At 61.6% G+C, this 24,601-nt stretch carries 29 protein-coding genes; 17 read left to right on the top strand and 12 right to left on the bottom strand.

From position 1 onward, the window contains the following. Positions 1–195: 195 nt before the first annotated feature. Complete coding sequence (locus Q7T36_RS16165) at positions 196–429, bottom strand: DUF433 domain-containing protein (protein WP_304851048.1); 234 nt, start codon at positions 427–429, stop codon at positions 196–198. Between the two features lie 90 nt (positions 430–519). Then, positions 520–1,410 carry a LysR family transcriptional regulator gene (locus Q7T36_RS16160; RefSeq protein WP_304851045.1) on the bottom strand — a complete coding sequence of 297 codons (891 nt, stop codon included), beginning with the start codon at positions 1,408–1,410 and terminating at the stop codon, positions 520–522. A 142-nt stretch (positions 1,411–1,552) separates the two neighbouring features. Between Q7T36_RS16160 and Q7T36_RS16155 the strand changes: the two genes are divergently transcribed. The 11 genes from Q7T36_RS16155 to Q7T36_RS16105 all read left to right on the top strand — a co-directional run bounded on the left by Q7T36_RS16155 (position 1,553) and on the right by Q7T36_RS16105 (position 9,946). Further along, positions 1,553–2,086, top strand: coding sequence for a carboxymuconolactone decarboxylase family protein (locus tag Q7T36_RS16155; protein WP_304851041.1), 534 nt, complete (start codon positions 1,553–1,555; stop codon positions 2,084–2,086). 139 nt (positions 2,087–2,225) lie between these two features. Then, a complete protein-coding gene (grxC, locus tag Q7T36_RS16150; RefSeq protein WP_304851037.1) occupies positions 2,226–2,480 on the top strand; it encodes a glutaredoxin 3 in 255 nt (84 codons plus the stop codon). A gap of 60 nt (positions 2,481–2,540) precedes the next feature. Continuing rightward, positions 2,541–3,143, top strand: a complete 603-nt coding sequence (locus Q7T36_RS16145; RefSeq protein ID WP_304851033.1) for a pyridoxamine 5'-phosphate oxidase family protein — start codon at positions 2,541–2,543, stop codon at positions 3,141–3,143. A gap of 26 nt (positions 3,144–3,169) precedes the next feature. Beyond that, positions 3,170–3,649, top strand: coding sequence for a nuclear transport factor 2 family protein (locus Q7T36_RS16140; RefSeq protein ID WP_304851030.1), 480 nt, complete (start codon positions 3,170–3,172; stop codon positions 3,647–3,649). Positions 3,650–3,744: 95 nt separating this feature from the next. Beyond that, entirely contained in the window at positions 3,745–4,389 is a 645-nt protein-coding gene (locus Q7T36_RS16135; RefSeq protein ID WP_304851026.1) for a TetR family transcriptional regulator, read from the top strand. A 209-nt stretch (positions 4,390–4,598) separates the two neighbouring features. Next, on the top strand, positions 4,599–5,567 hold the full coding sequence (locus Q7T36_RS16130) for an acyltransferase (RefSeq protein WP_304851023.1): 969 nt from the start codon (positions 4,599–4,601) through the stop codon (positions 5,565–5,567). A 206-nt stretch (positions 5,568–5,773) separates the two neighbouring features. Then, entirely contained in the window at positions 5,774–6,436 is a 663-nt protein-coding gene (locus Q7T36_RS16125) for an START domain-containing protein (RefSeq protein ID WP_304851020.1), read from the top strand. 136 nt (positions 6,437–6,572) lie between these two features. Continuing rightward, the gene (locus Q7T36_RS16120; protein ID WP_304851017.1) at positions 6,573–7,937 is read left to right on the top strand and encodes a TrpB-like pyridoxal phosphate-dependent enzyme; all 1,365 of its coding nucleotides are present in this window, start codon (positions 6,573–6,575) and stop codon (positions 7,935–7,937) included. Positions 7,938–8,027: 90 nt separating this feature from the next. Beyond that, positions 8,028–8,357, top strand: a complete 330-nt coding sequence (locus tag Q7T36_RS16115; RefSeq protein WP_304851014.1) for a DUF4124 domain-containing protein — start codon at positions 8,028–8,030, stop codon at positions 8,355–8,357. 96 nt (positions 8,358–8,453) lie between these two features. Beyond that, positions 8,454–9,314, top strand: coding sequence for a methylated-DNA--[protein]-cysteine S-methyltransferase (locus Q7T36_RS16110; RefSeq protein ID WP_304851011.1), 861 nt, complete (start codon positions 8,454–8,456; stop codon positions 9,312–9,314). 2 nt (positions 9,315–9,316) lie between these two features. Further along, positions 9,317–9,946 carry an alpha-ketoglutarate-dependent dioxygenase AlkB gene (locus Q7T36_RS16105; protein ID WP_304851008.1) on the top strand — a complete coding sequence of 210 codons (630 nt, stop codon included), beginning with the start codon at positions 9,317–9,319 and terminating at the stop codon, positions 9,944–9,946. Here Q7T36_RS16105 and Q7T36_RS16100 read toward each other — a convergent pair. Both Q7T36_RS16100 and Q7T36_RS16095 read right to left on the bottom strand, forming a co-directional pair. Then, positions 9,918–11,750 (bottom strand): ATP-binding protein, encoded by a 1,833-nt coding sequence (locus tag Q7T36_RS16100; RefSeq protein WP_304851006.1) that lies wholly within the window; start codon positions 11,748–11,750, stop codon positions 9,918–9,920. The two genes, Q7T36_RS16105 and Q7T36_RS16100, sit on opposite strands and share 29 nt — an antisense overlap. Positions 11,751–11,865: 115 nt before the next feature. After that, positions 11,866–12,039: a hypothetical protein gene (locus Q7T36_RS16095; RefSeq protein ID WP_304851003.1), complete on the bottom strand. Its 174-nt coding sequence runs from the start codon at positions 12,037–12,039 to the stop codon at positions 11,866–11,868. A gap of 176 nt (positions 12,040–12,215) precedes the next feature. Here Q7T36_RS16095 and Q7T36_RS16090 point away from each other — a divergent pair, with 176 nt between their 5' ends. The 5 genes from Q7T36_RS16090 (at position 12,216) to Q7T36_RS16070 (ending at position 17,587) form a co-directional block, all read left to right on the top strand. Further along, entirely contained in the window at positions 12,216–13,139 is a 924-nt protein-coding gene (locus Q7T36_RS16090; protein ID WP_304851000.1) for a DnaJ C-terminal domain-containing protein, read from the top strand. Further along, complete coding sequence (locus tag Q7T36_RS16085) at positions 13,136–13,456, top strand: chaperone modulator CbpM (protein WP_304850996.1); 321 nt, start codon at positions 13,136–13,138, stop codon at positions 13,454–13,456. Before Q7T36_RS16090 ends, Q7T36_RS16085 begins: the two co-directional genes overlap by 4 nt. A gap of 258 nt (positions 13,457–13,714) precedes the next feature. After that, positions 13,715–14,023, top strand: coding sequence for a DUF485 domain-containing protein (locus Q7T36_RS16080; RefSeq protein ID WP_304850993.1), 309 nt, complete (start codon positions 13,715–13,717; stop codon positions 14,021–14,023). Between the two features lie 5 nt (positions 14,024–14,028). Further along, the gene (locus Q7T36_RS16075) at positions 14,029–15,720 is read left to right on the top strand and encodes a cation acetate symporter (RefSeq protein WP_304851638.1); all 1,692 of its coding nucleotides are present in this window, start codon (positions 14,029–14,031) and stop codon (positions 15,718–15,720) included. Positions 15,721–15,940: 220 nt separating this feature from the next. Next, complete coding sequence (locus Q7T36_RS16070) at positions 15,941–17,587, top strand: acyl-CoA synthetase (protein ID WP_304850990.1); 1,647 nt, start codon at positions 15,941–15,943, stop codon at positions 17,585–17,587. Between the two features lie 55 nt (positions 17,588–17,642). Here Q7T36_RS16070 and Q7T36_RS16065 read toward each other — a convergent pair whose 3' ends face one another. Both Q7T36_RS16065 and Q7T36_RS16060 read right to left on the bottom strand, forming a co-directional pair. Further along, positions 17,643–17,903, bottom strand: coding sequence for a hypothetical protein (locus tag Q7T36_RS16065; RefSeq protein WP_304850987.1), 261 nt, complete (start codon positions 17,901–17,903; stop codon positions 17,643–17,645). Positions 17,904–17,914: 11 nt separating this feature from the next. Continuing rightward, positions 17,915–18,775, bottom strand: coding sequence for a metal-dependent hydrolase (locus Q7T36_RS16060; RefSeq protein WP_304850984.1), 861 nt, complete (start codon positions 18,773–18,775; stop codon positions 17,915–17,917). A 134-nt stretch (positions 18,776–18,909) separates the two neighbouring features. On the opposite strand from Q7T36_RS16060, the gene Q7T36_RS16055 reads away from it, so the two are divergent. Further along, entirely contained in the window at positions 18,910–19,977 is a 1,068-nt protein-coding gene (locus Q7T36_RS16055; RefSeq protein WP_370690143.1) for a helix-turn-helix domain-containing protein, read from the top strand. A gap of 97 nt (positions 19,978–20,074) precedes the next feature. Here the strand turns inward: Q7T36_RS16055 and Q7T36_RS16050 are convergent, their stop codons facing one another. The 6 genes from Q7T36_RS16050 to Q7T36_RS16030 all read right to left on the bottom strand — a co-directional run bounded on the left by Q7T36_RS16050 (position 20,075) and on the right by Q7T36_RS16030 (position 24,406). After that, the gene (locus Q7T36_RS16050; RefSeq protein WP_304850981.1) at positions 20,075–20,656 is read right to left on the bottom strand and encodes a hypothetical protein; all 582 of its coding nucleotides are present in this window, start codon (positions 20,654–20,656) and stop codon (positions 20,075–20,077) included. A gap of 3 nt (positions 20,657–20,659) precedes the next feature. Then, a complete protein-coding gene (locus tag Q7T36_RS18030) occupies positions 20,660–20,905 on the bottom strand; it encodes a type II toxin-antitoxin system RelE/ParE family toxin (RefSeq protein ID WP_370690142.1) in 246 nt (81 codons plus the stop codon). A gap of 45 nt (positions 20,906–20,950) precedes the next feature. Beyond that, entirely contained in the window at positions 20,951–21,382 is a 432-nt protein-coding gene (locus tag Q7T36_RS16045; RefSeq protein ID WP_304850978.1) for a hypothetical protein, read from the bottom strand. Continuing rightward, entirely contained in the window at positions 21,379–21,543 is a 165-nt protein-coding gene (locus Q7T36_RS16040) for a hypothetical protein (RefSeq protein ID WP_304850975.1), read from the bottom strand. Before Q7T36_RS16040 ends, Q7T36_RS16045 begins: the two co-directional genes overlap by 4 nt. A 31-nt stretch (positions 21,544–21,574) precedes the next feature. Then, a complete protein-coding gene (locus Q7T36_RS16035) occupies positions 21,575–22,924 on the bottom strand; it encodes a hypothetical protein (protein WP_304850972.1) in 1,350 nt (449 codons plus the stop codon). Between the two features lie 90 nt (positions 22,925–23,014). Then, on the bottom strand, positions 23,015–24,406 hold the full coding sequence (locus tag Q7T36_RS16030; protein ID WP_304850969.1) for a PhoH family protein: 1,392 nt from the start codon (positions 24,404–24,406) through the stop codon (positions 23,015–23,017). Positions 24,407–24,601 lie beyond the last annotated feature (195 nt).

Genomic DNA, 24,601 nt, shown 5'->3' with positions numbered 1-24,601 from the left:
AACTCTCAAGCTCGCGTTGGACTCCGAAGCTCAACAATACCTCAACCAATCATGCCGGATCAAAACTGCTCCCATGCCATCAACTCCCGATCCGGCGCATGGCCACGCCCACGGTTGACCAGTGTACGGCCTGATTACCCCGCGCCGTCAAAAAAGGAGCCCAGAACGGCGACAGGTTCATGTCCACCAGAATGTTTATGCCGCATCATTCAACGGCAGTTCATGTTCTTCCAGACGCCAGGCTGCATAACCCAAAGCCTCCCGGAAATCGTCCGGCTGCAGATAGGGATACGCCCGGACAATTTCATCCGCCGGGAGCCCGCTGGCAACCAACCCCACCACCGTGGCGACCGTCACCCGGGTTCCCTGTATACAGGGCTTGCCGCCCATCACGGCGGGGTCAAAATGGATGCGGGGAAAGGCTTTCATGAACGGGCCTGCGCTTTTCGGGTAGTGCGCTTTTCGGGTAGTATGTTGCCACTCTAAACGAAGCCGGAAACCCTTGCCAACCACCTTCGCTCAAATCGGGGAATTCACGCCCCTCAACCTCTCCACCATCAAATCCACCAAGGTCCGCACCTTCGCCGACTTGTGCCGCCCCTCCCGATGCAACACATGAATCGGCAACGCCGCCGTCTCGAATTCCTCCATCACCACCCGCAGCTCCCCGGCGGCCACCCATGAAGCCACCTGATACGACATCAACCGCGTCATCCCGAACCCCGCCTTAACCGCCTCGATCGCCGCTTCATTCGTCGTCACCGTCAGGCGCGGCCGCAAACGCACCGACCGCCCTTGCGCGAACTTCCACTCCACCGACGGCGTCACCCCCGTCGCCGCCACAATCCGGTGCCCGACCAGATCCCCCGGCTCCCCCGGCGTTCCGTGTTCCGCCAGATACCCCGGCGACGCCACCAGCACCCGCCGCACCTCGCCCACCCGCAAGGCCTTCATTGACGAATCCGGCAACTCGCCGATGCGCACTCCCACATCCACGCCTTCCTCCATCAGGTTCACCACCCGGTCCAGGAACAGCGCGTTCACATCCATCTGCGGATAGCGTTGCAGGTACTCCACCAGCACCGGCGTCACGAACAGCTTGCCGAACAGCACCGGTGCGGTCACGGTCAGCTGGCCCTTCGGCGTGCCGTTGATGCCCACCACCGCCTCGTCGGCCTCGTCCACCTCGGCGATGATCCGCCGCGCATCGTCCAGATAACGCTGGCCCACTTCCGTGACCCGCACATAGCGCGTGGTGCGGTCCAGCAGCTTCACGCCCAGCCGCGCCTCCAGCGCCGCCACGCAGCGCGTCACGGCGGGCGGCGACATCGCCAGACGGCGCGCGCCACCGTTGAAGCTTTCTTCCTCGGCGACGGCGACGAAGACGGTCATCAGGTGTAGGCGGTCCATGGGTTTATTCCGTTTGGTGAAAGAATGTATTGCCGAATCTGATTATTCTTCAATCCGGCGAAGATTGGCAAGATGGCTCCATCGGCAGACAGCACGCTGCCCCAACCCCAACCCCAACCCCAAGCCAACCGAGGTCATCGCCATGAGCCGCATCCACACCGTTACCCGCGACACCGCCACTGCCGAACAAAATGCCCTGTTCGACGCCATCCAGGCCCAGTTGGGCGTGGTGCCGAATTTCCTGAAGATTTTCGCCAACTCGCCCGCCGCGTTGCGCGCGTTCCTCGGCTTCCACGGCATTGCCGGGGAAGGCAGCCTGGACCCGAAGACCCGTGAGCGCATCGCGCTGGCCGTGGCGCAGCAGAACACCTGCGAATACTGCGTCTCCGCCCATACCGCCATCGGCCGCAAGGCCGGGCTGGACAACGATGAAATGGGCATCAACCGCGCCGGTTCCAGCCAGGATGCCAAGGCCGCCGTGGCGGTGAAGTTTGCCCGCGCCGTGGCGGAGCACACCGGTGATGTCACCACCGCTGAATTGCAGGAGATGCGCGCAGCCGGGTACTCGGATGCCGAGATTGTCGAGGTGATTACCCATGTCGGGCTGAATTACCTGACCAACCTCATCGGCAAGGCCAGCCGGGTGGAGATTGATTTTCCGAAGGTGGCGTTGTAAGGCCATCGGCCCGAAATTGACCTGTTGGGGCGCATCGCATGCGCCCTCGCAAACGAAGACCTCATCCATTTAATGCCATCGTGTCCGGCGGCGAGGGCGCAAGCGTTGCGCCCCAACGTGGGACCACAGGAGAAGCATCATGAATACCGTGACCCTCTACAGCACCGGCACTTGCCCCTGGTGTGTGCAGGCGGAGAACCTGCTGAACCGCATCGGTGCGCCGGTGGAGAAGATCCGCGTCGATCAGTCCGCTGAACAGCGGGACACCATGATCGCCCGCAGTGGTCAGCGCACTGTGCCGCAGATATTTATTGGCGACCACCATGTCGGCGGTTTCAGCGAGCTGCATGCGCTGGAACAGCAGGGCGAACTGGCCGGTCTGTTCCGGTCCTGATCCGTCCACCCGTAGGGGCGCACTGCGTGCGCCCCTACGTCGGCTAACTGGAGAACCGCCATGCCCCGCGCCTTCGCCGCCATCACCTTCACCGACAGCGTCAAGGCCGCACAAAGCCTGTACGGCAGCCGCGACGCCAACCGCGGTTTTGAACTGGCCGAAGACGGCCGCAACGAGATCGGCCCGCGCGAGGCGCAGTTCATCGCCGCCCGCGACAGCTTCTACCAGGCCACCGTTGGCGACAACGGATGGCCATACGTGCAGCATCGTGGCGGCCCGGCGGGCTTCCTGAAAGTGCTGGATGCGCGCACTATCGGCTATGCCGATTTTCGTGGCAACGTGCAGTACCTCAGCGTCGGCAACCTGATGGGCGACGAGCGGGTGTCGCTGATCCTGATGGATTACGCCAACCGCCGCCGCCTGAAGATCTGGGGCCGGGCGCGGATTGTGCATGAAACGGACGAACCGGAACTGGTGGCGCGGCTGGAAGACCAGTCCTACCGTGCGCCGGTGGAGCGGGGCATTGTCATCACCGTTGAGGCCTGGGACTGGAATTGTCCCAAGCACATCACGCCGCGCTATACCGTGCCGGAGGTGGAGGTGATGCTGGAGCAACTGCATGCCGAGATTGCCGACCTGAAGGCGCAACTGTCGGCTCGATAACATCCATGTAAACAGGAGAAACATTCATGACCATCCCCTCCGAAAACCGTCCGCCGCTGCCGCCCTTTACCCGCGAGACCGCTATCCAGAAAGTACGCATGGCCGAGGACGGCTGGAACAGCCGCGACCCGGTTCGCGTCTCGCTGGTCTATACCGAGGACAGCCAGTGGCGCAACCGCGCCGAGTTTCCGCGCGGGCGGGCGCAGATCGTGGAATTCCTGACCCGCAAGTGGGCGCGGGAGCTGGACTACCGCCTGATCAAGGAGCTGTGGGCCTTCGCCGACAACCGCATTGCCGTGCGTTTCGCCTATGAATGGCGCGACGACGCCGGGAACTGGTTCCGGTCCTATGGCAACGAGAACTGGGAATTCGATGAACGCGGGCTGATGCAGAAACGCTACGCCAGCATCAATGACCTGTCTATCAAGGAAGCCGACCGGTTGTTCCACTGGCCGCAGGGGAGAAGGCCGGATGATCATCCGGGCTTGAGCGAACTGGGCCTGTAACGGGTGCGGACGGGCTGGTTTGATAGTATACGATTGTATACACGGCGACCCGGCCGGATTAGAATGGAAAGAGAGCCTGAGAGGATCAAGACACCATGTCGCTGAATACGCTGGCCTATCCCCACGAAGAAGCCGCCGGACGTCGCAAGCTGATTGAAGCCGCCCTGAAGCTGGGTGCCGAGAAGCGCGGCATCGTCTCGCTGGGCCTGCGGGAAGTCGCCCGCGAGGCAGGCCTGAACCCCAACACCTTTTACCGCCATTTCAAGGACATGCAGGAACTGGCCCTGGTCGCCATTGACGAAATGGGCGATGAACTGCGCCGCACTCTGATTGACCTGCGCTCGCGCATGCTGGAGCCGCTGGAAGCTTCCCGTGCCACGGTTGATTGGTCCTTCGGCTTCGCCCTGCGCCACCCGGATGCAGCCATCGCGCTGGTCAGCGAGATGAACAGCGCCTCCCCGACCGTGCGCGGCCATCTCCGCGCCATGATGCAGGACCTGTCATCGGACATCGCTGCCAATGTCCGGCGCTTTACCAGCGGTGTCGCGGCAGCGCCTGCCGATGGCGACATGGCCTTCCAGTTGTCGCGCACTGTGACCCAGCAACTGTTCCAGGAGTCGGTCAATTACCTGGAAAACCCCGACCAGCGGGAAAACATCAAGAGCGTATCGACCACGCTGGTCAACATCCTCTTTTCCGGCAACACCCCGTTCGGCAAGGGCAGGACTTCCCTCGCCTGAGGTTGACCTGCCCGCCGTTCCGGTGTCTGTTACAGCGGTATTACAAGCCCGGTTCTTGACGACTATGTCTACAGCTGTATACCATGTCTACAACTGTAGACATGGTTCCGGTATGCCTGCATGGGCGTGTCTGGCGTTTTCCACTCCGGCAATTCCCTGACAGGTACCGGCTCGAAAGAGTCCCGGAACCTCCAAGAGAGGGAGATATCATGCTGGGATTCCTGCCGCCGTTGCTGCGGATGCTGCTTACCTTGTCGCTGGGCATCATCAATACCATCCTTCACGGCTCCGTGACGGTGCTGCCCCTGCCGTTCAAGTGGCTGGCGCCCCGGTCGGCGCTGACCGACCGCGTGACGCGCTTCTGTCTCCGTTCCACCGAAAACTGGTCGGCCATCAACGGCTGGCTGATCCGCAAACTGCTGCCGCCCATCGACTGGCAGATTGACCTGCCGCCGCTGGACCCCTCGCGCAATTACTTCTTGGTCTGCAATCACCAGAGCTGGGTGGACATCGTCCTGTTGTTTACGGTCTTCAACCGCAAGATTCCGCTGATCCGCTTCTTCACCAAGCGCGAAATTGCCTGGATTCCCTTTGTGGGCTTCGCCCTCGTCGCCCTCGATTTTCCGTTGATGCAGCGTTATTCCAAGGAAAAGATAGCGAAGCATCCGCACCTGCGCGGCAAGGATGTGGAGACGACCCGCCAGTCGTGCCAGCAGATTGCGCGCAATCCGTTCAGCGTGCTGAATTTCCTGGAAGGGACGCGGTTTACCCCGGTGAAGCATGACCGTCAGCAATCACCCTTCCGCTTTCTGCTGAAGCCGAAGGCGACGGGCATGGCGTTCGCGCTGTCGTCGCTGGGTGATTCGGTCACCGAGATGGTGGATGTGACCCTGTATTACCCGGATGGCATCCCGACCTTCCTGGACTTGTGGAGCGGGCGCATCCGCAAGGTGGTGGTGTCGGCGCGGGTGATGCCGATTCCGGCCGGGTATACTGCCGGTGATTACGAGAACGATCCGGCCTTCCGCACGGAATTCCAGGGCTGGGTGCAGAACCTCTGGGCGGAAAAGGATGTCTTGATGACGGAGATGAGCCGTCAGCACGCGCCGGTGGTGGAGGCGGCGCCGTCCCCGGGGCGAAGCCCCTTTTCAGAGTTGACGCGATTTTTCACGCCGTGATGACCGGGGCCGCCAACAGGGCGGCCCTGTTGTTTGCGGTGCGGACATGATCTTGTGGTGAAGGTTGGGGCATTCCAATAATTTGACATCTAACGCCATTTTGTTTGCGTTGACCGGCGCAAGTTGGTAAAAGTAGGCCGCGTGTCCGCTTTGCGTGACACGGCGGTCACACCTATTTTTGCAAGGCTTCCGGGGTCATGAAGTAAATGAAAACAATAGCAGTTATCAGTATTTTTAGTGCAGGGCTGATATTGGGCAGTTCGGCCGTACAGGCGAAGGACGACAATGATCTGGCTGTCCTGCAGGAAAGAGTGGGCCCGGAATGGCAGTTGATCAAGCAAAGCAGCAAGCCGGAAATGCGCACCTGGGCGAAACGGGAGGATGGGCAGCAGATCCGTTCATTCCGCATAGAGGCGAATCTCAGCGGCACGCTGGATGCCTTTGTCCGTACGGCGATGGATGGCAATAACTATAGCCGTTGGCACTGGCAGATTCTGGAGTCGCGCACCCTGAAGCGCATCTCCCCGCAGGAGTCGATTTTGTACCTCAAGCACAAGGCGCCCTACAGCCTGCCGGACCGTGATGTGGTGGTGCGTGTGCAGATGAAGACCTTGTCTCCCAGTGAAACCGTGTTGCATGTGGAGGCGCTGCCGGACTTCATTCCGCCGTCTCCCGGCGTGGTGCGCATGCCTGCCGAGAACATGACGGTAAAGGTGACCGCACGGCCCGGCAAACAGCTGCTGGTGGAAGCGGAAGGTTTCTTTGATCCGGGTGGAAAGGCGCCTGATTGGGCGGCGAATTTTGTGCAGCGTTCGGCGCCGTACAATATCCTGCTGGGTTTGCAACGCATCCTGGCGCTGGAGAGTTGAGACGCGCGCGATGATGGAGTCGTGACCGCGGCCACTGTCCATAGCCTTGCAAATTGCAAGGCTATGTCAAGGGTGGTAAGTTCAGGTGATAGCGCACAGCCGATGCGCCGATTACCACCGATCCTCCGAGGACGCCATGAAACCCACCCGCATCATTCTCGACCAGAGCGAAATTCCCACCCACTGGTACAACATTGTCGCCGACCTGAAGAACCCGCCTGCTCCGTCGCTGGGTCCGGACGGCCAGCCCGTCACCCCCGACCGCATGCTCGCCATTTTCCCCGGCCCGGTGCTGGAACAGGAAATGTCCAGCGAGCGCTGGATTCCCATTCCCGAGGAAGTGCGCCGCGTCTATGCGCTGTGGCGTCCCAGCCCGCTGTGCCGCGCCGAGCGCCTGGAACAGTTGTTGGGCACCCCCGCCAAGATTTTCTACAAGTATGAAGGCGTGTCGCCCGCCGGGTCGCACAAGCCGAATTCCGCCGTGCCGCAGGCCTGGTTGAACAAGCTGGCCGGGACGAAGCGGCTGGTGACGGAAACCGGCGCCGGGCAGTGGGGGTCGTCGATGGCCTTTGCCGGGCAGATGTTCGGCCTGCCGGTGCGGGTGTTCATGGTGAAGGTGTCGCATGACCAGAAGCCGTATCGCCGGCTGATGATGCAGACCTGGGGTGCGGAGGTGCTGGCCAGCCCGAGCATGGCCACCGCCACCGGCCGCCGCCTGCTGGCGGAAAATCCGGACAATTCCGGCAGCCTGGCCATCGCCATTTCGGAAGCGGTGGAGGAGGCCGTGGCGGATGCCGGAACCAAGTACACCTTGGGTTCGGTGCTGAACCACGTGCTGCTGCACCAGACGGTGATCGGGCTGGAAGCGAAGAAGCAGTTCGAGAAGATCGGCGAATACCCGGACATGATCTTTGCGCCCTGCGGCGGCGGCTGCAACTTTGCCGGGGTGACCTTCCCCTTCCTGGGTGACGCGGCGGCCGGTGACAAGCGCGCGCAGAAGATCCGTCATGTGGCGGTGGAGCCGACCTCGTGCCCGACGCTGACCAAGGGTGTCTATGCCTATGACTTCGGCGACGAGTCCGGTTTCACACCGCTGATGAAGATGTACACGCTGGGCCACGATTTCATGCCGCCGGGCATCCACGCGGGCGGGCTGCGTTATCACGGCGATTCGCCGCTGGTGTCGCAGCTGTACCACGAGGGGTTAATTGAGGCGGTGGCGGTGCCGCAGGTGGCCACTTTCGAGGCCGGGGTGATGTTTGCGCGCACCGAGGGCATCATTCCCGCGCCGGAGTCGGCGCACGCCATTCGCGCCTGTATTGATGAGGCTTTACGCTGCAAGGAAACCGGCGAGCCGAAGACGCTGTTCTTCAACCTGTCCGGGCACGGCCATTTTGATATGGCGGCGTATGAAAGCTACTTCAACGGCAAGCTGGAGGATTTTGCGTATCCGGAGGAGGCGATCCGGGCGTCGATGGAGAAGTTGCCGAAGGTGGGGTGAGGGGGGGGCTGGCCTGCTGCCGGGTGCTGGAAAATTCCCGGCGGCATGATTACACTCCCGCCCCTAAACGGTTCCAGGGAGGATTGAACCATGCTGCGCAACAGGATGTGCGCCTTCGCACTGGCTTTTGCCTTTTCGGCGCATGCCGAAGTACTTCAATGGCGGGATTCGCAAGGTGCGGTGCATTTTGGCGATCGCCCGCCGACGGGTGTGGCCGCACAGCCGGTCACCCTGGATGATTCCGCCCGCCTCAACCCCGCCGGTAGCGACGATACCCTCGCCAGAACCCTGAACTATGCCCGCCAGCGTGATCAGGAGCGTCGGGCGGAAATGGCCCCGGTCCGCAAGAAGGGCAAAAAGCGGGCGGCATCCGGTGCCAAATCGAAAAAGCTGAAATGGCGGCCGGGCATGGCGTGGTAGCAATGGCCATTCGCCCCCCGGCTGAGCAAGAATCGGGTTGTTCCCGAGGCTCCCGCAGCCAATAATCCGCTCAATCCTTATAGCGGGCCTGTACCGATGAATACCCCCGAACCCCGTCCCTACACCTTGGTCGCCGAGGCTATCCGTTACCTCGACCGCCACCAGCCGCAGCAACCCGTGCTGGCCGACATCGCCCGTCATGTCGGTCTCAGCGAATTCCACTTGCAGCGCCTGTTCACCGACTGGGCCGGGGTTTCTCCCAAGCAATACTTGCAATTCCTCACCAAGGAAAACGCCAAGCAGCGCCTGCGCCGCGAGTCCGTGCTGGATGCCGCCCTGTCGTCGGGCCTGTCCGGAAGCGGCCGGCTGCATGACCTGCTGCTGCAGTGCGAAGGTATGACACCCGGCGAATACCGGCAGGGCGGTCGCGGCCTGCATATCCGTTACGGCGTGGCGGAGTCTCCGTTTGGCGGCTGCCTGCTGGCTGCCACCGGGCGGGGCGTCTGCAAGCTGGCCTTCTTTGATACTGATGCGGAATTCAGGGTGCTTGAACAGGAACTGTTTGCAGAGTGGCCCGCCGCTGGCATCGAGCGTGACGAGGCAGCCATCGCCGCCCTGGCGCCGCTGGTTTTCCCCGGCACCGGCGCCCGCGACCGGCCGCTGAAACTGTTGCTGCGGGGCAGCGCCTTCCAGCTCAAGGTGTGGGAGGCGCTGCTGGCCATACCCCCCGGTGAGATCCGCAGCTATCAGGAGATGGCCGCCGGTCTGGGCCGGCCGACGGCGACACGGGCGGTGGCGTCGGCCGTGGCGCGCAACACCATCGGCTACCTGATCCCCTGTCACCGGGTGATCCGGTCGGGCGGGGAATTCAGTCATTATCGATGGGGCGACACTCGCAAGAAGGCGATGATTGCTTGGGAAGCCGGTGCGGCCGGAGATGCGGCGGACGGAGGCTGAACATGCGTCAGGGTTCCTTGTTGTCCTTGCCGGAAGAAGTGGCGGCGGATGTATGGCTGCTGCCGCAGTTCACCTCGGCGCAAGCCTTGTGGGGAGATCTGCAGGCCGTGGCCGCGCAAGCGCCGTTCCGCCACATGATGACGCACACTGGTTATCCTGTCGCCGCAGCCATGACTAATTGCGGTGAACTGGGCTGGACCAGTGACGTCAACGGCTATGCCTATCGCCCGCAGGACCCGGTGAACGGTAAGCCTTGGCCGGTGATCCCGCCCGCTTGGCTGTCGCTGGCCCGTGAAGCCGCAGCCGTGGCCGGATACGCGGATTTTCAACCCGATGTCTGCCTGGTGAACCGTTATGCCGTGGGCGCGGGCATGGGGCGGCATGCCGACAACAGCGAGCGGGATTTTTCGCAGCCGATCGTCTCGGTATCGCTGGGCCTGCCGACACGCTTTGCCTGGTGGGGCGATGAACCGGCCGGGGCGGGGCGGAACCTGCTGTTGCAAGATGGCGATGTGCTGGTCTGGGGAAAGTCGGCGCGGCTGGGGTTTCATGCGGTGCGGCCGGTGCCTGCCGGGAGACATCCGGTGTGCGGGGAGTTCCGGTTTAACCTGACGTTCCGGAAGGCGGGTTAAGGGTTGGGACCCACTGCTGCAGTATCTGCTGCAATTCCTCCATCATCACCGGTTTTGCCAGATAGTCATCCATGCCCGCCTCCAGGCAGAGTTCGCGGTCGCCGCTGATGGCCTGCGCCGTCAGCGCCACGATCGGCAGGCGCCGTCCGGGCGCTTCCCCGGCGCGAATGGCCCGGGTGGCGGTCAGCCCGTCCATCACCGGCATGTGGCAATCCATGAATACCAGGTCGTAGGCCTGATGGCGGATGGCGTCCACCGCCGTCTGGCCGTTCTCGGCGGTTTCCACCCGGCAGCCCAACTGCTGCAACATGTGCAACGTGATGAACTGATTGACGGCATGGTCTTCCACCAGCAACACCAGTGGTTGTCCTGAATGGGTATTCTCCCCGACCGCCGGCTTTTCGGTGTGGGGCGTGACCGGGGATACGCCCGGCTGCGCCCGCTCAAACGGCAGGTCCACCCAAAAGGTGCTGCCGACACCCGGCGTACTGCTCAGGCCGATGTCGCCCACCATCAGCTGAGCCAGCGAACGGCTGATGGCCAGTCCCAGCCCGGTGCCGCCAAAGCGGCGGGTGGTGGAGCTGTCGGCCTGGGTAAAGGGTTCGAACAGGCGGGCCTGGGTTTGCTCATCAATGCCGATACCGGTGTCCGTGACTTCAAAGCGCAACCAGACCTGATCCGGCAGCGATTCCCGGACCCGGCAGCGCAGCGTGACTTCTCCTTGGGCGGTAAATTTTACGGCATTGTTCAGCAGGTTGGTCAGGATCTGCCGCAGTCGGCCGGCATCGCCCGTCAAGGCCTCAGGAACTTCGATGTCGTCACGCAGCCGCAGGCCCTTTTGCCGGGCATGGACATGCGCCAGCCGCAATACTTCCGCCAGCAGGTCACGCGGCCGGAAAACGAGGTTTTCCAGCTCCAGGCGTCCGGCTTCAATCTTGGAGACGTCCAGCAAGTCGTTGATCAGGCGCAGCAGGGTTTCGCCAGACTCCAGCGACATCTCGATGTAGTGGCGTTGTTCCTCATTCAGCCCGGTATCCAGCAGCAGGCTGTTGAGGCCGATGACGCCACTGAGCGGGGTGCGGATTTCGTGGCTGATGGTGGCCAGGAAATCGGACTTGGCCTGACTGGCCGCCTGCACCGACACCAGGCTGCGTGACAGGGCGGCGGCCTGTTCCTCAATGACCTGCTTTTGCGTGCTGAGGATATGGTAGGCGCGGTCGAGTGAGTCGATGTGGATTTCGGTGGAGCGGCGGACGGCAAAGCTGTAGGTGGAGAACACCGCAATCTGTGTCAGCTGGATCAGTACCAGGATCAAGGTGGACGGGTTATTGACCGGATGCACGGGCATCAGGCTGGTGGTAATGCCCATGCCGATGGCGCCAGCAGCGGTGATGGCCACCCAGAGCGCCCCCAGCCGTTTGCCGCAAATCAGGATCACCACCAGCGGAATGGTGGGCATGAAGGCCATGATGAAGGACTGGCTCTGCCCGGTGAGCCAGGCGTTGGCGAGTATGACGGGGCAGATCAGGGCGGCGGCGAAGTTGAGGCCGGTGGAGATGCGGTGTGTGCCGGGGGCGGCCAGACCCCAGCGGAGGCAGGCGATCAAGCCCGCGCCGCCGAGGCTGTTGAGCAGGCCCAGCACCGGGTGGACGAACAGTCCCATGATCACGGCCATCAGCAGCGTGACGGTGCTGCCGACCTTGAGCAAATAGTCATAACGCCGCCGTTGTTCGCTGTCCGCAAAGTCTTGGGCGGTCAGGGGGACGTCGGTCGGTTCGGGGGCTGGGGGCAGGTTGCGAGGCATCCGAATCCTCCGGGTTCTTGTTCTTTCGGCCAGTCTGACAGAAGGGGGAGCAAGGGGCAATTACCGGAGATCGGGTGTTGCCGGCGGCCAGGGAGGGCCGCCGGTCAGCCGGGTTTCAGGGCTGTTCAGGGGCCTCAGGGGCTTCTGCGGCATCCGGCGTCACGGCCGGTTCCGGGTTTTCAGCGGGGGCTTCATCACCGACGCTTTTACGGCTTTCCTTTTCCGCTTTCTTTTTCTTCTTGGCCAGTTCCCGCTGGCGTTTTTCAAACGAATAGTTTGGCTTGATCACGGATTTGTTCCTGATACGGGTTATTAAAGAGTGATGATACCCCGTTCCGGGACCGGCTTGTGACCCGATTGCATCGCTGAAGGGGCGGCCGTGGATATTCCGTGCGGTAAAGAACAGAGGGCGGCCGCAGAATCCATCATCATCCCGTCATCAATGGGTCTGGACCGGGAACCTTCATGGAGTTCAAGGATTACTACGCAACACTGGGCGTGGAGTCGGCGGCCACGGCGGAAGCGGTCAAGCGCGCCTATCGCAAGCTGGCGCGCAAGTATCACCCGGACGTGAGCCGGGAGCCGGACGCCGAAGCCAAATTCAAGGAGCTGGTCGAGGCCTATGAGGTGCTGAAGAACCCCGAAAAACGCGCGGCGTATGATGATGTGGTGCTGCAGCAACGTCAGGGCGGCGGCTTCAAGGCCGCCCCCGGCTGGGACAGCGGCTTTGAATTCAGCGGTCGCGGCGAGTCCGGGCACAGTGATTTTTTTGAGTCGCTGTTCGGGCGGCATGCGGCGGAATCGGCCCGCACGCGGCCGGGCGACGATCATCATGCCAAGATCATGATTGCCTTGCAGGATGCCTTTCTGGGCGCGCACCGCACCGTTTCCCTGCGGGTGCCGCGTCTGGACGCTCAAGGACAGCTGCGCATGCAGGACCGGCAGCTGGAGGTGAACATCCCCAAGGGCATTCGCGCGGGGCAGCATTTACGCCTGTCCGGCCAAGGCTCGCCGGGTGTCAACGGCAGCCCGGCTGGTGACCTGTATCTGGAAATAGGTTTTGCCCCGCATCCCCGTTTTCGCCTTGAGGAGGCTGATGTCTATCTGGATGTGCCGGTGGCTCCCTGGGAAGCGGCGCTGGGCGCCGGGATCACCATTCCCACCCCGGCGGGCCGGGTAATCCGGCTGACCGTTCCGTCCGGGATGTCTGCAACCCGGAAGCTGCGCCTGAAGGGTCTGGGCTTGCCCGGTGTTCCGGCGGGCGACCTGTACGCGGTGTTGTCGATTGTGCTGCCGTCTGCGGATTCGGAACCTGCCCGCGAAGCCTGGCGCCTCTTGGCGGCGGCCTTTCCCGACTTCAACCCCCGCCTTGCCCTGGAGCCATCATGATGAATTATCCCAGCCAGACCATGTTGCAGGGTGTGATTGTGGAAGAAGAAATCCGCTTTACGCTGGTTGAACTTTGCCAGGCCTGTCGCGCCGATTTCGGGCAGCTGGTGGAACTGGTGGACGAAGGCATTCTGACCGCCATGGGTGATGATCCGCAGGGCTGGCGTTTTGAGGGCTCGAACCTGAGGCGGGCGCGGACAGCGCTGCGCCTGACGGTTGATCTGGAACTGAATGCGGCCGGGGTGGCGCTGGTGCTGGATTTGCTGGAAGAGATTGAGGTGCTGAAGTCCCGGCTGCGGCAGTCGGGACTTCAGTGAGGCTGGGGGTTGAACCCCTTCCTTCCAACCACAACGTCGTATGGCCTCATCCCTGAGGCTATCCCCTGTTGCCCCGGGCACAGTGATCCATGCCTCCTCCGATAGTGATGATACCCGCCGCTCATCCTCTCTCGACTAAGGTCTAAAAGCCAAACCCTTCCCCGCCTGCTAGTTTTCAATCATCAGAAGACCCCGCGTCGCCGGCAAGTGCGACGTTATCCCTTACCGGCTGGCTGGCCACAACTAGAAGAACAGACCATGAAACCAAACCAGATACAGGACATCCTCGACCACCCGCACTTCAAGGAACTGGTGCACAAGAAACGCGTCCTCAGCTGGACGCTGGCCACCCTGATGTGGGTGATCTACTTCGGCTACATCCTGCTGGTGACCTTCGAGCCTGAGTGGCTGCACCAGTCCCTGTCCGGCGGCGTCACCACCGTCGGTATCCCGATGGGTATCTTCGTCATCCTCAGCGCCTTCATCCTGTGCGGCATCTATGTCTGGCGCGCCAACGGCAAGCTGGACGCCCTCAACAAGCTGCTGCGCGACGAGGTGCAACTATGAACCCGATGCTGAAATGGGGCACTTTGCTCCTGACCTTCCTCAGCGGCTCCGCTCTGGCGGCGGGCGGCGACCTCGGCCAGACCGTGCAGCAGGCCACCAACTGGACCGCCATCGCCATGTTCGTCATCTTTGTGGGCCTGACGCTGGGCATCACCAAGTGGGCGGCGGGCCTCACCAAGTCCACCTCCGATTTCTACACGGCGGGCGGCGGCATTTCCGGCTTCAAGAACGGCCTGGCCATTGCCGGTGACTTCATGTCGGCGGCGTCCTTCCTCGGTATTTCCGCGATGGTGTTCAGCAAGGGTTATGACGGCCTGCTGTACTCCATCGGTTGGCTGGTCGGTTGGCCGATCATGCTGTTCCTGATTGCCGAACGCCTGCGCAACCTGGGCAAATACACCTTCGCGGATGTCGCTTCGTTCCGCCTGGCGCGTAAGCCGGTGCGCACCATGGCCGCCATCAACACGCTGGTGGTGGTGTCCTTCTACCTGATTGCGCAAATGGTCGGGGCAGGGCAGTTGATCAAGCTGCTGTTCGGTCTCAGCTACAACACCGCGGTGGTGATTGTGGGTGTGCTGATGATGGCCTATGTGATGTTCGGCGGCATGCTGGCCACCACCTGGGTGCAGATCATCAAGGCGGTGATGCTGCTGGGCGGTGCGACCTTCATGGCGCTAATGGTGCTGTACCAGTTCGATTTCAGCTTTGACAAGATGTTTGGCGAAGCGGTGCGCGTCTATGGCGAAGTCAACAAGACCGATGGCTTGAAGATCATGGGTCCGGGTACGCTGTTCAAGAGCCCGATTGACGCCATTTCGCTGGGTCTGGCGCTGATGTTCGGCACCGCCGGCCTGCCGCATATCCTGATGCGTTTCTTCACTGTCAACAACGCCAAGGAAGCCCGCAAGTCGGTCTTCGTGGCCACCGGCTTCATCGGCTACTTCTACATGCTCACCTTCATCATCGGCTTCGGCGCCATCCTGTTTGTCGCCCAGAACCCGCAATACCTGGACGCCGCCAAGATGGCCGTGACCGGCAAGCTGGAACTGCGCGGAGGCGGCAACATGGCGGCGGTGCACCTGTCGCATGCGCTGGGCGGTGATTTGTTCCTCGGCTTCATCTCCGCCGTCGCCTTCGCCACCATCCTGGCGGTGGTTGCCGGTCTGACCCTCTCCGGCGCGTCCGCCCTGTCGCATGACCTGTACGCCAACGTCATCGCCCACGGCCGCAGCACCGAAAAGATGGAAATGAAGGTCTCGCGCTACGCCACCATCGGTCTGGCCGTGTTCGCCATGCTGCTGGGCATCATCTTCGAGAAGCAGAACGTGGCGTTCATGGTCGGCCTGGCCTTCGCCGTCGCCGCCTCCGCCAACTTCCCGGTGCTGATCATGTCGATGTTCTGGAGCAAGCTGACCACGCGCGGCGCGGTGGCCGGCGGTGTGCTGGGCATGGTGTCCTCGGTGTTGCTGATCTGCCTGACCAAGGCGGTGTGGGTGGAAACCTTCCACTTCGGCGACGAGGCCCCGATTCCCTACCAGAATCCGGCCATGTTCTCGATGATGCTGTCCTTCTTCTGCTGCTGGTTCTTCTCCATCACCGACAACAGTGCCCGCGCCCAGAAGGAACGCGATCTGTTCGATGCCCAGTTCATCCGGTCGATGACGGGGATTGGGGCGGATGGGGCGCACAAGCATTGAGGCGTTGACCCCGCCCCCTTGGAAAGGGGGCAACCGCAACGCGGTGGGGGTTTTGCTCCCGCCAGACACGCCAGCGGGTCGGGGGAGGTAAAACCCCCCGCCGCTTCGCGACGGCCCCCTTTCCAAGGGGGCAATCATTACCGCCCGTAGCATCCTGACACCAACTCTGCTAAACCATATCCCCTAACAAACCCATAATAATTCCACGGAGAAAAAGACCATGGCCAACATCTACGAACGCGACCTGCCCCGCAACCCCGCAAACCACAGCGCCATGACGCCGCTGTCCTACATCCAGCGTGCGGCGGCGGTCTATCCGGATCAATTGGCGGTGGTGCACGGTGACGTCCGCCGCACCTGGTCCGAAACCTATACCCGCTGCCTGCGCCTGGCCTCGGCGCTGGCGAAGCACGGCATCGGCAAGGGCGACACGGTGGCGGTGATGCTGCCCAATATTCCCGCCATGGTGGAGGCGCACTTCGGCGTGCCGATGACCGGTGCGATCCTGAACACGCTCAACACCCGCCTCGATGCTGAAACCATCGCCTTCATGCTGGACCACGGCGAAGCCAAGGCGGTGATTGTTGACCGTGAATTCAGCGCCATCATGAAACAGGCCGTGGCCCCGCGTGAGCGCCAGCATCCGATGCTGGTGATCGATGTCGATGATCCGCTGTACACCGGTGCGGGTGAACGCATCGGCAGCCTCGACTACGAGGAATTCCTGCTGCAGGGCAACCCCGATTTCGAATGGCTGCACCCCGCTGACGAGTGGGACGCCATCAGCCTCAACTACACTTCCGGCACCACCGGCAATCCCAAGGGCGTGGTCTATCACCATCGCGGCGCGGCGATGAACGCCATTTCCAACATCCTGGAATGGGACATGCCCAAGCACGCCGTCTACCTGTGGACGCTGCCGCTGTTCCACTGCAACGGCTGGTGCTTCCCGTGGACGCTGGCTGCCCGCGCCGGGGTTAATGTCTGCCTGCGCAAGGTGGACCCGCAAACCATTTTCGACCTGATCCGCGCCGAGAAGGTGACGCATTACTGCGGCGCGCCGATTGTGCACAACCTGCTGGTGAACAGTCCGGCGGCGATGAAGCAGGACATCAGCTGGCTGGTGAAGGCGATGGTGGCCGGGGCTGCGCCGCCCGCCGCGATGATCGAGGGCATGGAGCAGATGGGTTTCGAGATTACCCATACCTATGGCCTGACCGAGGTCTACGGACCGGCGGCAGTGTGTGTGAAGCACGCCGAATGGGACAAACTGGACGTGGGCGAACGTGCCCGCCTGAACGCGCGTCAGGGCGTGCATTACCACCTGCAGCAGGGCATGACGGTGCTGGATTCCGAGACCATGCAGCCCGTTCCCGCCGACGGCGAGACCATGGGCGAGGTGATGTTCCGCGGCAATATCACCATGAAGGGTTATCTGAAGAATCCCTCGGCGACCGAAGCGGCCTTTGCGGGCGGCTGGTTCCACAGTGGCGATCTGGCGGTGTTGCAGCCGGACGGTTATGTGAAGATCAAGGACCGCAACAAGGACATCATCATTTCCGGCGGCGAGAACATTTCCTCGATCGAGATTGAGGATGTGCTGTACCGGCATCCGGCGGTGATGGCGGCGGCGGTGGTGGCGCGGCCCGATCCGAAGTGGGGGGAGACGCCGTGTGCGTTCATTGAGTTGAAGGTGGGGGCGAGCGTGACGGCGGCGGAGATCGTGGAGCATTGCCGCAAGCATCTGGCGGGGTTCAAGCTGCCGCGCGCGGTGGTGTTTGAGGAGTTGCCGAAGACGTCCACCGGGAAGATCCAGAAATTTGAGTTGCGGAAGAAGGCGGGGTCGGCGACGGCGATTGATGTGTGAGGGGCAGAGTATGCCCCACGGCAATTAACCAACGGCCTGCGGGATCATTTCGTGTTCAGGCAGGGTGTTGGAGCAGGAGCGAATACCGTCTCTCCTGCCACTCCTCCCAGATACTGCCGGGCGACAAATCCCTGAACCCCCGACAGGCCTCCAAGCTGCCCACCAGCGAGGCCGGCACCGGGAAGCGGATGGCCTGATCCCGTAATCGCAGCACCTCCGCCTCCGTCAGTGGCGCGCATTTGCGCCACTCCGCCTGTTCCAGCTGCACCACCAGAGCGGGAACGAACATCTGCTTCAGTGTGTTGACCTGATTCATGATGTCCATCCTCAGCCCATCGGCACATCTGAAATATGATTCAACGGCAGCATCTCCTGCTGCCAGGACGCCAGCATCTTGCGGTTGTCCTGCTTCCAGGGGTGATAGCTAGGGCGGAACCAGGCCAGATACGGCAACTCCACCCCGCGCAGCAAACCGTCCGGCCGTCCCAGCATGAAGTCGAGATTGGAACGGGCTACCCGGCCAGACGAGGGAACGTCGATGCCGCGCATGGCGCAGGCTTGGGCCAGCAAGACCTGTTGCCCGTGCCAGAAGACGGCCATCATGCGGCGGCTCATCGTCAGCAAGGCCCGGCTGCGCATCCGGTAAGTGCCGCCCAGACGGGTAAACAGGTCATAACAGACCGCCTTGTGTTCAATCTCTTCCGCTGCATGCCATAACCAGAATGCGCGGAATTCCGGGTCCCAGTCGCGCAGGCGCTCCCGGTTGCCCACGATGCAGTCGGCCATGACATGGGTCAGGTGTTCCAGCGCAATGGTGCAGGCCAGCCGCTCCAGCGGCGTGGACTGCTCCCAGACCTCGTCCAGCAGGTGGCGGACATACGCTTCTATTCCGGCAATCTCGAAACCATCCTTCACCAGTTGCTCGTTGTATTGCTGATGCTGACGGGAGTGGATGGCCTCCTGCGCCACAAACCGTTTCAGTTCATCCTGCAATACCGGATCATCCACCTGATCCTCGAACTGCCGCACAGAGCGGATGAAGAAATGCTCGCCGATCGGCAGGGCCAGCGACACCCCGTTCATATAGGCGGTGCGGATAAGGTCCTGGCCGCACCAGTCCAGCGTGCTGCAGCAGGCAAAATCAAATTGCATCCGGCGGGGAATAATGGGAACCACGATGTGTTTCATGAGGGCTTTCTCCCGGTGTGGACGCCGCAGCGCCTTGAGTTGACCCGAGCAGTATGTGGTCTGGCCCATCCGGGGGTTATCCGCTAAGATGCCATGAATGTATTCATTTGGGCCATTGGCTGCCGGAATCCGTCATGACGATGCACTACATTGCCGCCGACTATGTGGCCGCCTTGCTGGAACATGCCGCGCAGCGCGGTATGGCGGTATCCGAGTTGTGGGCGTCCGGCAGCATGCCTACGGTATTGACCGGTCTGGTCCCTTGGCCGGTGATGGCCTCGCTGGTGCAGTCTTGCGTCGGTGAAAATGATGAGGTGACGGCAGGCCTGCAATTCGGTCTTACCCTGGATATCAGCCGCCATGGTCTGCTGGGTTACGCGGCCAAAAGCGCCAGGACGCCGCTGGAGGCCCTGCTGCTGGATGAAAAATACCTGGCTACCCGCACCAGCGTGATCCATTTCCGGGTGCTGGTGCAGCAAGACCGGGTGCGCGTGCATCTGGAAAGCCTCTTGAAGGCGGATGCTCCCGGGTGGCGTTTTCTGCACATGGCGGTGCTGGGATCACTGGCCCGCATGTACAGGGATTTGTTTCACCGGCAGGTACTGGACGCTGTCTTTACCGTTCCCTTTTCGGTGAATGCGGTGGAACGTTGTCGTGATCCATTGCTGGCCTCAATACGCTGGCAGGAGGAGCCGGGCGGTGTTCACCTGGCAACGTCGCTGGCCTTGTTGCTGGCGGTGCTGCCTTCCGGGGATGAGACGCTCAAGCAATTGTTGGTGGACCAGTGCGAAGCCGGTATGCCCGCCTTGACGGCCGGGGAAGATCGGGTGGGGGCGGTGCGCAGTCTGTTACGCCACCAGCTGGTTGATCCGCCGTCGGTAGGGCAGTTGGCCCGGCAGTTGAACCTGAGTGAGCGCACCCTGAAGCGTCATTTGCAGCAGGGAGGTGTTTCTTACCGGGGAATCCTCATGGAGCTGCGGGTGGAGGCGGCGACACATTATTTGCGCAGTACGGACTGGCCTGTTGAGCGGATTGCCTCACGGCTGGGGTATGAAAGCCCGGCGACGTTCCGCAACCTGTTTCGGCGCTGGACGGGTAAGACGCCGGGGGAGGTCAGGAATTCGTGTGAAACGCCCGCCTCATCAACATCTTTGCCGCAAGCATCTGGCGGGGTTCAAGCTGCCGCGCGCGGTGGTGTTTGAGGAGTTGCCGAAGACGTCCACCGGGAAGATCCAGAAATTTGAGTTGCGGAAGAAGGCGGGGTCGGCGACGGCGATTGATGTGTGACCGCCAGCCAATTCAGTCCTGAACTTCTTGAACACGGATAGCCTTGCATATCATCCAGGTGGAATTGATGATCAGGGCTTTCCAGTCTTCTTGCAGGGTCACGGTTGGAACGAGATTGAGCCTGATTTCAGATCCCAGTCCGGCAGCCAAGGCTGTAAGGGCCTGAAACGGTCCGCGTGCTAGCAAACCGTTGCCGCTCAACAGATATTCCTTGAGTTGGGCCGGTGTACCGTTTAATAAAGCGCCAGGCTCTAGCCATGACTCAAACCAGTCGCCCAAAATTGAGTGTGCCTTGAAGAAAACAGATTCCGGAGATTCTGGGGCGGATGAGAAATACAGTGCTCCCTGTGTCCCTTTATGGTTCTGTAAGACAGGATGGTCATCACAGAAATCTAAATAACCTGCATCCCCGATCGTGATAGTGGATTCTCGTACAGAATCACAGAGGAGCAAGAATTTTCTCCGATCATCGCCTCCTTGCCAGTCATCGCATTCCAGGGTGAGGGCAATCTTATGTTCTGCAGCGAAACAGACCTTTCTAATCACTGGATTCAGATCTTCGTACACAATATCCGTCAGATGTTTAATATCCATCTCTTACCCCCATTCCCCCGACCTCTGTTGCCTCACATAAAACACCCGCAACACCTGAAGCTCCTCAGCGATGACCCTGTAAGGAATGAGATACGGATAACCCGGAACCGGCATCTCCCGCACCCCGGCTACCCGCCCCGGTTTGCCCATCGCCGGATAGTCTGCCAACCGACTGACCGTTTCCCTGACGGCTGAAGCGAATTCACGTGCATGGAGAGGGTGGTGGACATAAGGCACCGTGTAAGACATGTATTACGTTGCATGCAGTGTATCACGACCGCGATTTCAGGCCGGTTACTTGCCGCGCTCCACCAGCACCCGTTTCATGAACGCAACCCTCGGACGGACGATGTTTCCCGCCGCCGACCTTTCCCGGATCGGCTGCTGGTAATATGCCACCGACACCGCCTCCAGACCCGCCACCACGTTTAGCGCCTGCCGCGCCGCCGTTTCAACCCCCAGCATCCCGGCGGCCTCCCGCACCCCGTAAACACTCACAAACACCAGATGATCCGTCCCGGGCCGGGTAATGAATGACCGGGCATGTGGTTGCTCATCCGTCAGCGGCACCCAATCCACGCCGGGGGTGCGGGTCGCCATGAAGCGGCCGACAGCCTCCGCCAGCGCCTGTGCCGCCACGGTCGGCGGAACGGACTTCAGATATAAGCCGAAAAGGGAAATACCGAGCAGCATGGCCACCGCCAGCAGGGCGATCCGTTGGGTCACTGCAACTGTTCCGACTCGATAATCTGTTCCCCGGCCGGTTCCGCCAACACGGCATCCACGTTCCACCAGGCGGCATCGGAAGGCAGGGCGTTGCAGTCGACAACCGGATTTTCCAGTTTAGGATGCGGCGGCAACGCACGGCGCGTGGGGGATGAGGTCATGGGAAACTCCGGCAAATGCCGTTGAGAGAACTCACTTTGTGGCCGAATTGGCTTCAGTCAGCAAGGCCGTCAATCCGGCGTGCTCCTTCGGGGCGAAGCGGGTAATCAGTGCGGCCGCCTTGGTCGGAGCCCCCGCCGTGATCAGTTGGCGGCCCAGCCGCATCGTAGTTTCCGGTGTCAGTCGCGGCTGCGCCATTGCCATGGCAAAACCGGCTTCGGTATTCGCCGCTGTACCTTCGCCTTTCAGCAGTTTAAGCGCCAGTTCGCCGCTGACTTCCCGCCAGCCTGCCTTGTAGGCGGCATCGAGAATTTGCCAGGACAACGCCTTGTCATCGATATCCCGGTCGACTTTCATCAAGGCCAGCAAGGCTCGCCAAGCTTGCGGGTTTTTGGGATCCACCAGTTTCCTCAACATGCTGTCGGCGAGTGCGCTGTCCGGTCCGAAGTCGACTCCGGTGCGGCGAAACTCGGAATAGAGGATTTTCGAATCTATCCAGGCCTGGTCACGTTTCTCCACCGGGGTGCTGTCATCGTAGGATTTGTCGTAAAAAAGCTTAAGGGCGTAGCGGATGCTGGGGGTGGTCCCGAGCCCGAAGGCATCAGCGCGGGACACCTCAAGGGCGCAGATTTCTTTGGGGGCAGAATACTGGCTGGATAACCGGCATTGATTGAAATATTTATAGGCGGTGGTCAGCCCTTCAGGGTCACCGCGGGAGGCATGCAGCCGACCCAGGTTCAGCATGGACCAGCCGTCCATGATGTCCGCTCCCCGTTGCCACAATTGCTCTGCGGCGGCCGGGTCGGACATTTCACCGTCCAGTCCGTAATAGGCCTTGCGTCCCAGATCAGCCATGGGCGACTCCAGATTGGAGCGATAGCCCATGACGCCCTTCAATACTGAACGTTCGCGTGTATCCTGTTTGTTGACGAATTTCAGCCATTTTTCAGGTCCTTTCAACGCTATCTTGCGCGCTTTTTTCATGAAGTCCGCGAGCTCTTCCTTTTCGAAGCGTTCGTCCTCAGCGTATTTTTCCCGCTGCTTCGCATAGTAGGCGTTCTGCGCTTTCTGCTGATCAGAAAGCTTTTGTTCCTCGGAACGGCGGTCTGCCCATTTATCGTGCATGGCCTGCATTTTACGCTCGTGTTCTGCCTGGACTTCATCGCTGGAGCGCGGCTTCCCACTGTCATTGGCACCCGGCACCGGTACCTGCTGAAGCTGGATGTCCTGGCTGTTGCGCTGACGGGATTCGCGGTTGGCCTCGTAGGAGTTCTTGTTGTCCTGTGCGCGCTGGAAGTCTGTCAGGCTTTCAGCCTGAACGGCAGGAGCCAGCAGCAGGGTCATGGGCAGCAGGGCCAGATAGCGTAGGTGGTGGGTGGGCATGTATTGCATTCCTTGAACGGGTGGGGCTATGCCAGTGATAAACCATCCGGCCGCCGTTGCCAATATCCCGGCGTGGATTTCCAGTCGGTCTTACAAATTCGCCTCCGCATACTCCGCCAGCACCGACCTCGGCACCCCTTCCAGCCGCATGTGCCCGCCATGCCGGAAGCCCTTGAAACGCTCGCACATGTAGGTGAGGCCGGAACTGGTCGCCGACAGCCACGGCGTATCAATTTGCGCCAGGTTGCCCAGGCACACCACCTTCGACCCCTCGCCCGCCCGGGTGATGATCGCCTTCATCTGGTACGGCGTCAGGTTCTGGCATTCATCAATCAAGATCAGCGATTTCTGGAAGCTGCGGCCGCGAATGTAGTTCAGCGCCTTGAACTGGATGTTCGCCTTTTCCTTGACGTACTGGATGGAACCGGACGGGCTGTGGTCGTCCAGATGCAGCGCCTCGATGTTGTCGCTGATGGCCCCCAGCCACGGGTCCATCTTTTCCTCCTCGGTGCCGGGCAGGAAGCCGTGTTCCTCCGCCAGCGGCGGCGTGGAGCGGGTGGCGATGATCTTGTTGAAGCGTTTGCCGACCACGGTCATTTCAATGGCGGCGGCCAGCGCCAGGATGGTCTTGCCGGAACCCGCTGCGCCGGTCAGCGACACCAGATGCACGAAGGGATCCATCAGCAGGTGCAGCGCCAGCGCCTGCTGCAGGTTGCGCGGCTGCAGCCCCCAGGCCTGGCGGTGCATCAGCGCGTCGCGCTTCAGGTCGGCCAGCACCACGTTTTCGCCGGTCACTTCACGCACGATGCCGGTAAAGCCTTCGTCATCCACCACGAACTGGTTCAGGAACAGCGGTTCGGTGAAGTATTCGCGCGGCACGAAGTGCAGCACTTCGCCATGACGGTGCAGGGTGTCCACGGCCTTGATCCGGTTCCAGAACGAGCCTTCGATTTCCAGGCAGCCGCTGGACAGCTGCTTGATGTCGGAGACCAGCTGGTCGTTGTGGTAGTCCTCGGCTGCCAGCCCGCAGGCGCGCGCCTTCAGCCGCATGTTGATGTCCTTGGTCACCAGCACCACTTTGGTGTTGATGTCTGCCGCCTGCAACGCCACCAGCTGGTTGATGATCTTGTTGTCGTTCAACTCGTTGGACAGAGGCTCCTTGGTGGGCATGTCGTGAGTGTCCATCAGCACCGACAGCGTGCCCAGATGGGTGCGGGTGGGCTCGCGGAAGATCGGCACGCCCTGACGGATCCGTTCCGGTTCGGCTTCACCGAGGATACGGTCGATGAGGCGGATGGCGGCGCGGCATTCCCCGGCCACGGCGGCTTTCACGGATTTCAGCTTGTCGAGTTCCTCAAGGACGGTCATGGGGATGATAACGCGGTGTTCTTCGAACTGCAGTACGGAGTTGGGGTCGTGGATGAGGACGTTGGTGTCGATGACGTAGGCTTTGCGGCGGGAAGCGGAAGCATGGTCGATCATGGCGGGCACCGTTAGCTGGGGACGGGGCGTCCGGCCTGACCGGTCTGGGTGTGGCCCGGTCGGGCCAGGGACAGTTCGAGACTATGCGGGAAATGTGACGAATGCAAGACAGCGGGCGGTTGTGCCGATCAGGGGCGAAGCCGCTTGCCCTAGCGGTCGAGACGTGTGCCGCAGGCCGCGCTTTTGCGACCTGAT

This window comes from Fluviicoccus sp., assembly GCF_030646115.1.
Taxonomy (GTDB): Bacteria; Pseudomonadota; Gammaproteobacteria; order Pseudomonadales; family Moraxellaceae; genus Fluviicoccus.
The sequence above is the reverse complement of the archived record's forward strand: the minus strand, read 5'-3'. Positions and strand labels throughout refer to the sequence as shown.